We start from the raw sequence: 13136 nt of genomic DNA, 5'->3' as shown, positions 1-13136 counted from the left end.
CATCCTTTGCGAGAACGATATGACGCAGAAAGCCGCAATTACGCTCACCTACTGTTCCCAATGTAACTGGATGCTGCGCGCCAGCTGGATGGCGCAGGAGCTGCTGCACACCTTCAGTACCGATATTGCGTCGGTAACCTTGATACCGGGCACCGGGGGGATTTTCACCATAACCGTTGGCGATGAGCTGATTTGGGATCGCAAGCGTGACGACGGTTTTCCCGACGCCGCCGAGCTAAAGCGTCGGGTACGTGATATCTGCTTCCCGGAAAAACCATTAGGGCATGTGGATAAGAGCGCCGGATAAAGCGGCTGCGAAAACATCAGTAAAAGTGTATTATTAATGCATCTTTATTGGTGAGGAACAGGCTATGGCAGGCAAACGCATCGACCGTGAAAAACTGACAATCCGCAGCATGATTGCGCTGTATCAGCGTCGCTGTCCGGATGCGCAAAACGATGCCGCGCACTATCAAATGCTTAACGACTACGCCGATAAACGCCTGGATAAATGTGTCTTTGGTGAAGACAAACCAGCCTGCAAACAGTGTCCGGTGCACTGCTACCAGTCGGCGAAGCGTGAAGAGATGAAGCAGATTATGCGCTGGTCTGGGCCGCGAATGCTCTGGCGTCACCCGATTCTCACCATTCGCCATCTGATTGACGACCGACGTCCGGTCCCTGAACTGCCGGAAAAATATCGGCCAAAAAAATAGTCCTCACATGGTGCGGCAATGACGTCGGTACTCCGACGGCGACCGCGCCGTGTGCTTACGGAAAATCCGGCAGAAGTAGTTGCTGTCCTCAAAGCCGCAGTGATGGGCAATCTCTTTAATCTTCATCTCATACCCGCGCAGTAATTTCTTCGCCAGCTCCAGGCGTACGGCGGTCAGATATTCGTTGAATCCCACGGTGCTGGATTTCTGAAACAGGTGCGACAGATAGTTCGGGGTGATGTGGAATTTCTTCGCCACCGTCTCCCGACTGAGCGCTTCGGCGGCGTGCTCGTCGATATACTCTTGAATCGCCAGAAATAGCTCTTTGCTTTTACTCACCGTGTCGGCCTGGTGAGTGAGCTGATCGATGCAGTGGCTGAGCAGTCCGCTCAGGACAATCTGTGCCGTCGGTATTACCGGGCGAATCGCCAGCTCATTGAGCGCCAGCAAAAGATATGACCCCACGCGGGGACCTAAGCGCGCGACGTGCTGCTTGCGGATCTCGACAAATTTCTGGCCGTCATAGCGCTGCAGGCTGAACCCCAGCTTCTGCTTGCTGAATAAAATGCTTAGCGTCGTGGCTGGCCCCTGCCACTGCGGAGCATTCCATCGGCCGCCGGGAATATATAGCGCCTGAAGCGGGCCGAGTGGGGCGGTAAGGCAACCATCGGCTAACTCACCTTCCAGCACAATTTCCAGACGGGGAAACGACAGGCTCATTGCCAGCTCTGGCGCAGGCTGGGCGGTTTGTGGAAAACGCACGACAAGGTCTCCTTGCTGTTGCAATAGCTGCTCCAGCACGGGGACGAGGGATTGCTCTGACATGCTCATGTCCTGGTTATTATTCTGGATTTTGAATCTCATCACACTTTATTTTGCTGTACACAAAAATCCAGTGTTGTGTAGCTATCTCATACAGAATGCCGCCGCTGCGTGCAGTAACTTTTCATACATGTTGTGAAATGGTTAACAAAAGAGAGGCGATATGGACAAGCAAGCAGCATTCTGGCTGGATGCACTGGGCGCCAACGGCGAACTGTCGGCGACGATGAAACATGAACTGGATACCCAGGGCTACACAATTGTACATGGCATCGCCGATGCCGACTGGCTGGCGGCGATGCGTGAACGCATCGACTTGCTGGTAGAGAAAGAAGGGGAGAACCTGGCGGTTGAACACCATCAGGAGGAGACCGCCACCCGCGTCGCCAACCTGGTGAACAAAGGCGTGGTATGGGAAAAGGTGTGGTCACATCCGCTGATCCTCTCGGCGTGTCGCTATATCTTTGAGGGCGAGTTTAAAATATCCAGCCTCAACGCCCGCGAAGCGTTATACAACGGCGGTCATCAGCCGCTGCATGCCGACTGGAAAAAGCCGCGTCCGGATTTCCCTAAAGTTCACCTGGTTAATACCATCTGGGCGATTGACGATCTCTCCGCCGCCAACGGCGCGCCGAGAATCATTCCTGCCACCCATTTACGCCCGGAGCTGCCGGAAGATGTGCTGGAGGATGTCGGATTGCCGCATCCGGATGAGGTGATTTTTGAAGCGCCGGCGGGCAGCGTGATGATTTATAACGCGCATGCCTGGCACGGAGGAACCACCAATCGCGAAGGTTCACGCCGCCGCGTGCTGCATGGTTTGTACATTGACCGCGCCGATACCGCCCAGCAGGATCAGCGCCGTTGGCTAACGCCGGAAACCGCCAGCCGGTTAACTCCAGCGCAGAAATGGCTATTGGATGTGGACTAACACACCGCATAACCGCTCCCCGGCGGCGCTTCGCCTGGACGGGCTACGGTGGGAAAATGGTGTTGGTGTTGTAGGTCTGATAAGCGTAGCGCCATCAGACATGAAATCACACTGTGCCGGATGACGGCCTAAGCGCCGGCTCCGGCCAGCAAAACGGACTTTATCCCCCCAACACCACTCGATAACCCGCGCGTTCAACCATCGCCTGAATTGGCGCAATCTCCTCGGCTTCGGGGGCCTTAACCCCCGCCATTGCCCACTCGCTGCCCAGCAGCGAATACTTCGGCTCGCCGTATTGATGGAACGGCAGCAGGTGAACCTCATTCACCGGCAGCGGTGCCAGAAACGCCAGAATCTGCGCGACATTGTCTTCATCCAAGGTAAAACCGGGGATCAACGGCAGTCTTGGGATCACGTTGATCCCCTCGCTAGCCAGCAGGCGAAAGTTCTCCAGCACGCGCGGCTGGTTGATGTTCAGGACGCGTCGTGCCGTTTCGCTATCCATAATTTTCAAATCGAACAGCACTTCATCACAGGCTTGTGCCAGCGGCAGCAGGCGATGAGGGGAGGTATCGCCTGCCGTTTCGATGGCGGTGCGAATCCCCCATTGCTTCAGGCGCAGTAAGAAACGGGTAGCGAACTCGGCCTGCATCAGTACCTCGCCGCCGGAGAGCGTGACGCCGCCGCCGGAGGCGCGGAAAAAGACCTCGTCTTTTAGCACTTCCCGCTCAAGGGAAGCCAGCGTCACATCGCGGCCAATGTTTTCCCACGCCCCGGAGGGGCACTCTTCGGCGTCCTGCTGGCAGGTGGCGCAGTGCAGGCACTTGCTTTCCCGCCGCACGGTCTCGATTTTAGGTGAGATGGATTCCGGGTTGGCGCACCACGGGCAGCGATGCGGGCAGCCTTTAAAAAAGACCACCGTACGAATACCGTGGCCGTCGTTTAATGAATAGCGCTGGATGTTGAAAATGCGCGCCGTATCGGCGCGCGTTTCAATCACCTCACAGCTGATGCGCGGTGCGGCGGATAATGTCATCCTGAATCTCCTTCGACAGCTCGACAAAGAAGGCGCTGTAGCCCGCCACGCGAACCACCAGCCCGGCAAAATCCTGCGGCCGCTGCTGGGCTTCACGCAGCGTCTCGGCATTCACCACGTTGAACTGAATATGCTGGAGCTTCAGTTTGGTAAAGGCGTGGAGGAAATCCGCCAGTTTGTTCAGGCCGCTCTCGCCTTCCAGCGTTGCCGGGGTGAATTTGACGTTCAACAGCGTGCCGTTAGAGAGCAGATAGTTGTCGAGCTTGCTTACCGATTTCAGCACCGCCGTTGGCCCCTGACCATCCTGACCGACCATCGGCGACAGCCCGCCGTCCGCCAGTTGTTCTCCCGCAAAACGCCCGTCCGGCGTCGCACCGACCACCGAGCCGAGCGGCACGTGCGCCGACACGGTATATGAACCCGGCGTAAACTGCCCGCCGCGCGGATTGCGATATTTCTCGACCTCTTTGCAGTAAAAACGCAGCAGATCGGCGCTGATGTTATCGACATCGTCGATGTCGTTGCCGTACTTCTCGAAGCGGTTAATTAAGCGGGCGCGAACTTTTTCCCCTTCAGGCGTTGCGAAGTTGGCCTTCAGCACCGCCAGCAGTTCGTCGAAGCTCATGCGCTGCTGGTCAAACACCATGCCTTTTAGCGCGTGCAGCGAGTCGCTGAGGTTGGCGATACCAATGCCCTGCACGCCGGAGAAGTTGTAGCGCGCGCCGCCTTCGGTAATGTCCTTCCCGTTAGCGATACAGTCCTCAACAAACGAGGAGAGCAGCGGGACCGGCGCCCAGTCGCGGTGGCCGATATCGCAGATGTTGCTGCCTTCCACCATCAGCTTAATGTAGTGCTGGATTTTATGGCGAATGCTTGCCAGCAGGCTGTCGTAGCTAATCTCCTCATCATCTTCATGTTCCAGCATGACGATCTCCATCACCTTCAGCAGGTTGAACATCGCAATGTCGTGCAGCCCGTAGGTGCGGCCGGGAATCGACAGCTCCACGCAGCCGACCACCGCATAATCGCGGGCATCTTCCAGCGACACGCCGCGGTTGAGAAACGCCGGCACCACCACTTCATCATTAAAAATCTGCGGAATACCGGTGCCTAAGCGCACGGTCTCGGCGGTTTTACGCAGGAAAGGACGGTCGATAAGTTCGTTGACCCGCACCCCAAGGTTGGGCTGCGGCAAGCGGACGTGCTGATAGGCGTCAAGGCAGGTGAACGAGAGAATATTAACCGCGCTGCGCCCGTTTTCGGTCAGGCCACCTAAAAGAGCGGTGTAGCCGGTCGGGAAGCCAGCAAAATAACGCGCGCTGCTGGTGGATCGCAGCAGCACGATGTCGTTGCATTTCACCCACAATGATTCCAGCAGCTCCTGCATAAACGCCGGGTTTTCACCGTGGTTCAGCGAGGCCTGCCAGAACGGCAGCATGTACTGATCAAAGCGACCCAGAGAAATGGAGCTGGCGTTGGATTCATACTGCAAAATGATGTTCATGTACCAGAACAACTGGCTGGCCTGCCAGAAATCCTGCGGCTTTTGCCCGGCGTTATGATGAGAGATACGGGCAATGGTCTCCAGCTCCTGACGGCGCTGCGGGTCGTCACACGTGGCCGCCATCTCTTCAGCCAGCGCGGCATAGCGCAGGATATGGCGCTGGGAGGCTTCAAGCAGAATCAACACCGCGCGATAAAACACGTTATCCGGCTGCTGACGCAGATGCGCCTGCATCTCGTGGACCAGCGCCTCAAGCCCATTATTAAGCAGGCGCGGATAATCAATGATGATATGGCCCTGGCCTTTATCGGTCTGGTTCACGCTGAAAATTTGTGTGCTGACCGCGGCTTTAACCTCATCGGTCATCTGGGCGTTGATGAAATCTTTCATTGAGCGTTTTTCCCAGTACGGGAACAGCTCGTCGCGGTACAGGCGCTTGTCGTCATCGCTGATATTAAAGCGGTCCTGTGGACGGGTCGGGAACTGGTCGAGTTCTTTTAGCAGCCAGTACGGGTCCATCTCCGGCGACATGATCCCGGCGCGCGGGTTGATAGTGCGGTTGCCGGCAATCAGTTCGTCGTCACGAATGCTAATGGCGACGTTATCGAGAATATGCGCGGTGGCTTTGGCGCGGCGGATAATCACCGGCTCGCCTTCGGTCTGGCGATGGCTTTCGGTATACAACACGGCGCGCTCAAGCGAAATTTCACGTGGATTGGCAAACAGGGCGTCTTTCAGTCGCTGGATTCTATGGCTCATGGTGCTGGCTCCTCGGGAGATTAACCTGACGTTTACTATGGCTTCTACGGTAGGCAAATGCAGCGGCGGGAGACAGAAGAGAATGGGGCGATTTACTGGATTATTGTGATCAAAATTGAAAAGTGGGATCTAAGTTTTGTCTGGGTAAAACCCGGCGCCGCTGCGCTTCGCCGGGTATGACTTGAGGCATTAACTATGGCAGTGAGGCAATCCAGTTCATCGCCAGCTGCGGCCATTCGGCGGCGGGTAATCCCTTCGCTCCACGAATACCGAAGCCGTGCTTGCCTTCGGCAAACAGATGCAGCTCGGTGGGAATTTTGTGAGCGCGCAGGGCGTTGAACATCACCAGCGAGTTTTCCACCGGCACCGACGGGTCATCAACCGCGTGCATAATGAAGGTTGGCGGCGTTTGTGGGGTTATGTTCTGCTCCGGCGAATAGCGCTTAATCTGCTCGGCGTTCGGCGCGTCGCCAATCAATGCCTTGCGTGAGCCAGGATGGGCGATGGCCTTATCCATGGAAATCACCGGGTAGCCGAGCACCACGAAATCAGGCCGGGCGCTTTGCTTGTCGATGGCATCCAGCGGGGCGTACACCGGCTCGTCGTAGCGCGTTTCAAGACTTGCCGCCACGTGCCCGCCCGCAGAAAAACCCATGACGCCAATTTTCTGCGGATTGATTTTCCACTCCCCGGCGCGAGCACGCAGGGTGCGCAGTGCGCGCTGGGCATCCGCCAGCGGGGCGTTTGCGCCCTCGGCGTGACCATCGGCCGGCATGCGGTAGGTCATTACAAACAGGGTGTAACCCTGGACATTAAAGGGGGCGGCTAGATCGCTGCCCTCTTTATCGAGTACCACTCGCTGGTATGAGCCGCCGGGGGTAACCAGCAGCGCCACGCCGTTAGGGCGTTCAGGGGCGTAAACGGTAATTTCCGGGGCGCGAATACCGGTGACGGCACGGTCGGGCAGCATGGGGTCTTTGCTGCGTTCTACCAACGAGAAGCTGACCGGGCTGTTTTTCGCGCCCGGCGCTTCGCCATCGGGCCAGAAAGTGAATGTGGGCAGGGCGGCGAAGGCCGTCTGGGCGGAAAAGAGTAGCGCCATGGTGGCGGCCAGCGGTAAGCGAATCATAAGCATCTCCCAGGGAAAACGCTTATTTATCATTCATTAATCGGGGAGAACGCGAAATGATTCACAAAACGGTGTTTCATAAATAGAGAAACGAAACGCTGTGCGGCTGAGCAGATAACGGTGAGGGGAGATAGGCGCAGCGCCATTAAGGTGGCGCTACACCGTGCCGGAGGCAGAGAAAATGCTTTATCCGGCGGAGAGCTGATTACGAGCGGGTCGCCAGCAGAATGGCCGACGCCTTAACTAAGGCAATGGCGCGGCTGCCGGCAGCCAGCTTCATCTCGTGCTGACTTTCGTTGGTGATCACCGCTACGATATCAAAACCGGCATCGGCTTTGATATGTACCGTTGCGTTGACTGCGCCTTCGGTCACCTGGGTGACCTGGCCTGCAAACTGGTTGCGGGCGGAGAACTTCAGGCCGCAATCTTCGGTCGCCAGCGTGACCCATGGCGCTTTAATCAGGGCAATGGCTTCCTTACCATTGACCAAACCCAGCGCTTCTTTACTGCTATGAGTGACGATTGCGACCAGCTTTGCACCACCCGGCAGGGTAAGTTCGACTTCGTCGTTGACCGCGCCGGTGGCGACTGCACTGATGATACCGGTTAATTGGTTACGTGCTGAAACTGCCATACGATACTGCCTCCATTCACTGTTTTTCGAATCAGAAGCCAGTATAGTCACAGCAGTTACATTAGCGCATCTTTATCAATACCCAGGCGCTTCATTCTGGAAAGCAAAGTTGTGCGTTTAAGCCCCAGGCGTTGCGCGGCGCCTTTTGCACCGGCGACCACACCGTTGGTCTCTTTCAGCACGCGAACGATCAGCTGATATTCGTCCTCACCCTCTTTCGCCGCTTCGGCGATCGGCGCGGGCTCTGGCTCCTCGTTAGCAAAGGCCAGTTCGGGTAGCGACAGCTGCAAGACGCTGCCACGGGTAAGCAGTACCGCCCGCTCAATCACGTTTTCCAGTTCGCGCACGTTACCCGGCCACTCCATCTGGCAGAGGGTGCGTAGGGTTTCGGCAGGAATACTGTCGATATTACGCCCCAGACGACGCGCAATTTTAAAGGTGAACGCTTTCACCAGCAGCGGAATATCTTCCGGACGTTCGCGCAGCGGCGGTAGATGGATCGGGAAGACGTTCAAACGATAGTAAAGATCGCTGCGGAACTCGCGATCCAATACCATCTGCTTGAGATCGCGGTTGGTGGCGGCGATCAACCGTACGTCGGTCTGGATCAGCTTGTTGCTGCCCAGGCGTTCAAACTCCTGTTCTTGCAACACGCGTAGCAGCTTCGGTTGTAGCTCAAGCGGCATATCACCGACTTCATCGAGGAACATCGAGCTTTTATCCGCCAGTTCAAAGCGGCCAATGCGCTGGGTGCTGGCACCGGTAAACGCGCCGCGTTCGTGGCCGAACAGGTCACTTTCCAGCAGGCCGGCCGGCATGGCGGCACAGTTCATTTTGACCATTCGGCGGCCGTTACGTCCGCTCAGATTATGAATTGCGCGGGCAATCAGCTCTTTCCCGGTGCCGGTTTCTCCGAGGATCAGCACCGTACTGTCGCTTGGCGCCACCATCTCAACCTGCTTGAGGACGTTGAACATCGCTTCGCTGCGGCCGATGATTTCACCAAACTCGCCGTCCACGTTGTTCAGCTGTTCGGTGAGCGCCAGGTTTTCGTCCACCAGACGTTCTTTAAGACGGTGAATTTCCTGATAGGCGAGGGCATTATCGACAGCAATCGACACGCGTTCGGCAATCTGTTTCAGCAGCTTGAGGTTGGCGGCACAAAAGACTTTTTCATCGCATTGGGCAAGTTTCAACACGCCCAGCATTTTATCGCCGGACATCAGCGGCAACAGGCACAGCGTCTGGATTTTATCGTCCCACATCTCAAACAACTGACGCTCGTACGGGGCGAGTTTATCCCGCTCGTTGAGATTGAGCATCAGCATTTCCTGACTCTTGAACACCCGCTCGGTCAGGGTACCCGACTCGTTGACTTCGCTCTGATCGTGGACCGGATCGTTGACGTCAATGTAGTGCGTCGAGTAAATGTTCAGTTTGCCTTTACGGTTGCTGTGCAGCACCACGCTGATGGCGTCGATATTGAAGTAGTAGTGGATCTCTTTGGCCACCGCGCTGACCAGTTCGTCCATATCCAGACGTGACAGCACCGCGTTGGTGATAGCCACCAGGATGCGGAAGTTATCGCGCTCGCGGCACAGCAGATCGTAGTCGACGTTATTGCTTACCCGGCTTTGAATCTGCTCGGTGACGACGGCAACAATCTGCGTAAAGGTATGCAGACGTTGATATTCTTTTTCCGTCCACGGTTGGTCGTTGTGGCGAATAAATTCACAGCCGCCAAAAATGCGCCCTTCGGCGGCCAGCGGCAGCAGGCAATAGTGACCAAACGGAGGATACAGCTCGCTTTTGGCCAGCTGTGGCCAGGCTTCGCTGAATTCGCTGTAGCTACAGTGCAGCGCGTCGGGACGCGACAAAAGGCGTCTGACCGGGCCGTTTGCCAGCAGGTTGTCGTCTTCGTAGGCCAGCGGTTTTCCTGCTTCACGCGTGGCGTGATAACCTGCACGCAGGTTGCCCGGCTGTAGCAGAATGATAGCCGCACTGTCCGCCAGCGCAGATTGTTTCGCCAGTCGCGCCAGCGTTTCGCTGAGCGCGGCGAGATCGGGTTGTTGGAGAAGCGTCCGGGTAACATCAAACAGCCCTTGCTGCCCGAGATCGCCCATCGGTGTATACGACATGTTGCTTGCCTATAAATGCGCCACATGGGGTGCAATAAATAATAAAACCCGCCGTCTTTCAAGCTGCATACGTGCTGGCTTTTGCATATCGCGATTGCTTACGAATGTAAGCTCATCGCGCTTCGCCTTTCTTAGCCCGTCTGCAACCCGAAATCCATTGGGTATAATAATAATAATAAAATTCAGACCTTGAGAGATCTGTTAACAAATTCGGGGAAGCGGCTCCGCGTGAGGGAGGTCTAACGTCCGTTTCACGCCGTACAGTCCGGCAACGCGTACTCCACGACGTTCGGTCATTTCGCCAATGATAGCGGCATCGCAGCCCAAAGGATGAGCTCGTAGGGCTGCCAGAACTTCATCGGCCGCTTCCCGGCTGACGCCGATAACCAGTTTACCCTCATTAGCGAAGTTAAGCGCGTCGAGTCCTAATAATTCGCACACACCGCGTACAGAATCCTTAACTGGAATCTTTTGTTCCGTAATTTCAATTCCATATCCGCTGGTGGCGGCAAACTCGTGAGCAACGGCGTTGACGCCGCCGCGAGTGGCGTCGCGCAGCGCTTTGACGCCAGCAATCGGGCGTAGGCATTGAATCAGCGGGGTTAACACTGCGCAGTCGCTTTGCAGTTCGCCATCCAGCCCAAGGTGCTCGCGGAGGTTGAGAATCGTCGCGCCGTGATCGCCCAGCGTGCCGCTGGCAATCAGAACATCGCCGGGTGTTAATGTTGCCGCTCCCCAACGGATATCCGTAGGAATGGCTCCCATCCCGGCGGTATTGATGAATAGCTTATCCGCCGCGCCTCGGCCCACTACTTTGGTGTCGCCGGTGACGATAGCAATATCCGCGGCTTTGGCGGTAGCGGCCATGCTGTTGACCACCGCTTCCAGTGTTTCTATCTCCAGCCCTTCCTCAATGATAAAGCCACAGGAGAGATAGCGCGGAACGGCACCGCTGACCGCGACATCGTTGGCGGTGCCGCACACGGCCAGCTTGCCGATATTGCCGCCGGGGAAGAACAGCGGGTCGATAACGTAACTGTCGGTGGAGAAGGCCAGCCGGTCGCCATGGGCGGTAAGGGTGGCCAGCGAAATCCGCGCCTGATCTTCTTGCTCCGCGAGCCACGGGTTGTTAAAGGCCTTCATAAACAGGCCGTCGATCAACTGCTGCATGGCCAGGCCGCCGCTGCCGTGGGCTAACTGAATGCTGTTCATACTTCTGCCTCCTGACTGCGATATTGATACCAGGCGGCGCAGGCTCCTTCAGAGGAGACCATCAGCGCGCCGAATGCGCTCTGCGGATTGCAGGTCGCGCCAAACAGCGGGCACTGATGCGGTTTACAGCGTCCGGTGAGCACGTCGCCGCAGCGGGCGCGCGGGTCATCGCAAACGCGCTGCGGCTGTGGTTTAAAATGCGCTTCGGCATCAAAAGATTGATAGGCTGGCGTCAGCTGAACGCCGGAATCATTAATTAACCCCAGGCCGCGCCATTCGCTGTCGCCTTTGACCGCAAAGACCTCGGCAATCGCTTTTTGCGCCAGCAGATTGCCATCGTCCGGCACCACGCGGCGATACTGGTTTTCCACGCAGCTGTGGTCGGCAATTTTTTGTTCCACCAGCATGTTCACCCCTTGCAGCAGATCGACCGGCTCAAAGCCTGCCACCACCAGCGGACGATGATAGTCGCTGGCGATAAATCCGTAGGCGTGGGTGCCGATAACCATGCTGACGTGCCCCGGCGCGAGAAACGCGTCGATGCCGTTATCCGGCTGATCGAGCAGGCTACGCAGCGTTGGGATAAGCGTAATGTGCTGGCAGAAAAAGAAGAAGTTGCTGACGTTGTGCGCTTTTGCCTGTTGCAGCGTGATGGCGGTGGTCGGCATGGTGGTTTCGAAGCCTAAACCGAAGAATACCACTTTGCGATCCGGGTTTTGCTGCGCCAGTTTTAACGCATCCATCGGCGAATAGACGATACGAATATCCGCGCCGCGCGCTTTGGCCTGCATCAGCGAACCGTTTTTCCCCGGCACGCGCATGGCGTCGCCAAAGGTGCAGAAAATCACCTCGGGATGGCTGGCGATTTCAATACAGGTGTCGATACGTCCCATCGGCAGCACGCATACCGGGCAGCCAGGGCCGTGGATAAACTCGATATTTTCCGGCAGCAGCTGGTCGAGGCCAAACTTGAAAATCGCGTGGGTGTGGCCGCCGCACACTTCCATAATGCGCAGCGGGCGCTCGGCGGTATAGGACAGCTGCTGCGCGCGGGATTTCAGGTGGGCGATAAGCTGCATTACCTGCTCTGGTGCCCGGTACTCATCAACAAAACGCATTACCGTTCCTCACCGTACAGCAGCGCGCCGACGTCCGGCTCGACTTCAAACATATTTTCCAGCGCCGCAAGGGTATCGCGCGCTTCTTCTTCATCAATGATGCTCATGGCAAAACCCACGTGAACCAGCACCCATTGGCCGATGCGCGATTGGCCGTTTTCATCCACCGCACCTACCAGCGTCAGGTCGACGTCACGCTTAATCCCGCAGACATCAACTTTCGCCTGTACGCCGTCAATGGCGGAGATTTGTCCCGGAATGCCTATGCACATCGCTGCGTCTCCAGCCAGTTTAGCCAGTTATCCATCCCTTCACCGCTGGTGGCGGAGATAAGGATGATTTCAATATTCGGGTTCACTTCGCGGGCGCTGGCAATACATTGCTCAACGTCGAAGTTGAGGTATGGCAGCAGGTCGATCTTATTCAGCAGCATCACCGAGGCGGCGGCAAACATATGCGGATATTTCAGCGGCTTGTCTTCACCTTCTGTTACCGAAAGTACCGCCACTTTATGGCGTTCGCCGAGATCGAAACTTGCCGGGCACACCAGGTTGCCGACGTTTTCGATAAACAGAATACCGTTGCTCTCAAGCGGCAGTCGCGGCGCGGCATCGGCAATCATTTGCGCGTCAAGGTGGCAGCCCTTACCGGTGTTGACCTGAATCGCTGGCGTGCCGGTGGCGCGAATACGCGCGGCGTCGTTGACTGTCTGCTGATCGCCTTCGATGACCGCGCAGGAAACGCGTTCCTTAAGGCGCATCAGGGTTTCGGTGAGCAGGGTGGTTTTACCGGAGCCGGGGCTGGAGACCAGGTTTAACACCAGCTGTTCGCGGGCGGCAAAGCGCGCGCGGTTGCGGGCGGCAATCTGGTTGTTTTTATCCAGCACGTCGATTTCCACTTCCAGCATCCGCCGTTGGCTCATGCCCGGCGCGTGGGTCCCGGCTTCGCCGTGACCATAGTGCAGGTCGCCGTTATCGGCCGCCTGCGGCTGGAATTCCTGGGTTCGAACGCCGGTAATCGACAGGGCCGGACGGCCTGCCGGTGCGAAGGGGGCGCTGCGGAACAGCGAATGCGGGTTTCGTTCATCGCCCTCTATATAGAGGTTGCCTTCGGCACAACCACAGGTGCTACACATAC

General features: G+C 57.0%; 13 protein-coding genes. 3 read left to right on the top strand and 10 right to left on the bottom strand.

The window, feature by feature from the left end; translation table 11 throughout:
- Nucleotides 1-19: 19 nt before the first annotated feature.
- A complete protein-coding gene (locus ABOC97_RS10290; protein ID WP_349597114.1) occupies nucleotides 20-307 on the top strand; it encodes an Rdx family protein in 288 nt (95 codons plus the stop codon).
- Nucleotides 308-371: 64 nt separating this feature from the next.
- The gene (locus ABOC97_RS10285; protein WP_349597111.1) at nucleotides 372-716 is read left to right on the top strand and encodes a nitrous oxide-stimulated promoter family protein; all 345 of its coding nucleotides are present in this window, start codon (nucleotides 372-374) and stop codon (nucleotides 714-716) included.
- A gap of 3 nt (nucleotides 717-719) precedes the next feature.
- On the opposite strand, the gene ABOC97_RS10280 is transcribed toward ABOC97_RS10285, so the two are convergent.
- On the bottom strand, nucleotides 720-1541 hold the full coding sequence (locus ABOC97_RS10280; protein WP_349597109.1) for a helix-turn-helix transcriptional regulator: 822 nt from the start codon (nucleotides 1539-1541) through the stop codon (nucleotides 720-722).
- 160 nt (nucleotides 1542-1701) lie between these two features.
- On the opposite strand from ABOC97_RS10280, the gene ABOC97_RS10275 reads away from it, so the two are divergent.
- A complete protein-coding gene (locus ABOC97_RS10275) occupies nucleotides 1702-2469 on the top strand; it encodes a phytanoyl-CoA dioxygenase family protein (RefSeq protein ID WP_349597106.1) in 768 nt (255 codons plus the stop codon).
- Between the two features lie 160 nt (nucleotides 2470-2629).
- On the opposite strand, the gene ABOC97_RS10270 is transcribed toward ABOC97_RS10275, so the two are convergent.
- The 9 genes from ABOC97_RS10270 to hypB form a co-directional block, all read right to left on the bottom strand.
- On the bottom strand, nucleotides 2630-3505 hold the full coding sequence (locus ABOC97_RS10270; protein ID WP_349597103.1) for a [formate-C-acetyltransferase]-activating enzyme: 876 nt from the start codon (nucleotides 3503-3505) through the stop codon (nucleotides 2630-2632).
- A complete protein-coding gene (locus tag ABOC97_RS10265) occupies nucleotides 3471-5768 on the bottom strand; it encodes a formate C-acetyltransferase (RefSeq protein ID WP_349597100.1) in 2298 nt (765 codons plus the stop codon). The genes ABOC97_RS10270 and ABOC97_RS10265 overlap by 35 nt, the downstream gene beginning before the upstream one ends.
- Nucleotides 5769-5961: 193 nt before the next feature.
- Complete coding sequence (locus ABOC97_RS10260) at nucleotides 5962-6897, bottom strand: alpha/beta hydrolase (RefSeq protein ID WP_349597097.1); 936 nt, start codon at nucleotides 6895-6897, stop codon at nucleotides 5962-5964.
- 205 nt (nucleotides 6898-7102) lie between these two features.
- A complete protein-coding gene (locus ABOC97_RS10255) occupies nucleotides 7103-7531 on the bottom strand; it encodes a TOBE domain-containing protein (protein WP_349597094.1) in 429 nt (142 codons plus the stop codon).
- A 56-nt stretch (nucleotides 7532-7587) separates the two neighbouring features.
- Entirely contained in the window at nucleotides 7588-9669 is a 2082-nt protein-coding gene (gene flhA, locus ABOC97_RS10250; RefSeq protein ID WP_349597091.1) for a formate hydrogenlyase transcriptional activator FlhA, read from the bottom strand.
- A gap of 201 nt (nucleotides 9670-9870) precedes the next feature.
- Complete coding sequence (hypE, locus tag ABOC97_RS10245) at nucleotides 9871-10881, bottom strand: hydrogenase expression/formation protein HypE (RefSeq protein WP_349597088.1); 1011 nt, start codon at nucleotides 10879-10881, stop codon at nucleotides 9871-9873.
- Nucleotides 10878-11999 (bottom strand): hydrogenase formation protein HypD, encoded by a 1122-nt coding sequence (gene hypD, locus ABOC97_RS10240; protein ID WP_349597084.1) that lies wholly within the window; start codon nucleotides 11997-11999, stop codon nucleotides 10878-10880. Before hypD ends, hypE begins: the two co-directional genes overlap by 4 nt.
- Nucleotides 11999-12271 carry a HypC/HybG/HupF family hydrogenase formation chaperone gene (locus ABOC97_RS10235; protein WP_349597082.1) on the bottom strand — a complete coding sequence of 91 codons (273 nt, stop codon included), beginning with the start codon at nucleotides 12269-12271 and terminating at the stop codon, nucleotides 11999-12001. The genes hypD and ABOC97_RS10235 overlap by 1 nt, the downstream gene beginning before the upstream one ends.
- Nucleotides 12262-13134, bottom strand: coding sequence for a hydrogenase nickel incorporation protein HypB (hypB, locus tag ABOC97_RS10230; protein ID WP_349597077.1), 873 nt, complete (start codon nucleotides 13132-13134; stop codon nucleotides 12262-12264). The genes ABOC97_RS10235 and hypB overlap by 10 nt, the downstream gene beginning before the upstream one ends.
- Nucleotides 13135-13136: the final 2 nt, after the last annotated feature.

The organism is Kluyvera huaxiensis (genome assembly GCF_040149365.1).
Taxonomy (GTDB): Bacteria; Pseudomonadota; Gammaproteobacteria; order Enterobacterales; family Enterobacteriaceae; genus Kluyvera; species Kluyvera intermedia_A.
This window is presented reverse-complemented; position numbering and strand designations above follow the sequence as displayed.

Coding starts and splice junctions, on each gene's coding strand:
- ABOC97_RS10260 (WP_349597097.1), bottom strand. CDS start 6,897: ATGATTCGCTTACCGCTGGCCGCCACCATGGCGCTACTCTTTTCCGCC.
- hypB (WP_349597077.1), bottom strand. CDS start 13,134: ATGTGTAGCACCTGTGGTTGTGCCGAAGGCAACCTCTATATAGAGGGC.
- hypE (WP_349597088.1), bottom strand. CDS start 10,881: ATGAACAGCATTCAGTTAGCCCACGGCAGCGGCGGCCTGGCCATGCAG.
- hypD (WP_349597084.1), bottom strand. CDS start 11,999: ATGCGTTTTGTTGATGAGTACCGGGCACCAGAGCAGGTAATGCAGCTT.
- ABOC97_RS10280 (WP_349597109.1), bottom strand. CDS start 1,541: ATGTCAGAGCAATCCCTCGTCCCCGTGCTGGAGCAGCTATTGCAACAG.
- ABOC97_RS10290 (WP_349597114.1), top strand. CDS start 20: ATGACGCAGAAAGCCGCAATTACGCTCACCTACTGTTCCCAATGTAAC.
- ABOC97_RS10285 (WP_349597111.1), top strand. CDS start 372: ATGGCAGGCAAACGCATCGACCGTGAAAAACTGACAATCCGCAGCATG.
- ABOC97_RS10235 (WP_349597082.1), bottom strand. CDS start 12,271: ATGTGCATAGGCATTCCGGGACAAATCTCCGCCATTGACGGCGTACAG.
- flhA (WP_349597091.1), bottom strand. CDS start 9,669: ATGTCGTATACACCGATGGGCGATCTCGGGCAGCAAGGGCTGTTTGAT.
- ABOC97_RS10255 (WP_349597094.1), bottom strand. CDS start 7,531: ATGGCAGTTTCAGCACGTAACCAATTAACCGGTATCATCAGTGCAGTC.
- ABOC97_RS10275 (WP_349597106.1), top strand. CDS start 1,702: ATGGACAAGCAAGCAGCATTCTGGCTGGATGCACTGGGCGCCAACGGC.
- ABOC97_RS10270 (WP_349597103.1), bottom strand. CDS start 3,505: ATGACATTATCCGCCGCACCGCGCATCAGCTGTGAGGTGATTGAAACG.
- ABOC97_RS10265 (WP_349597100.1), bottom strand. CDS start 5,768: ATGAGCCATAGAATCCAGCGACTGAAAGACGCCCTGTTTGCCAATCCA.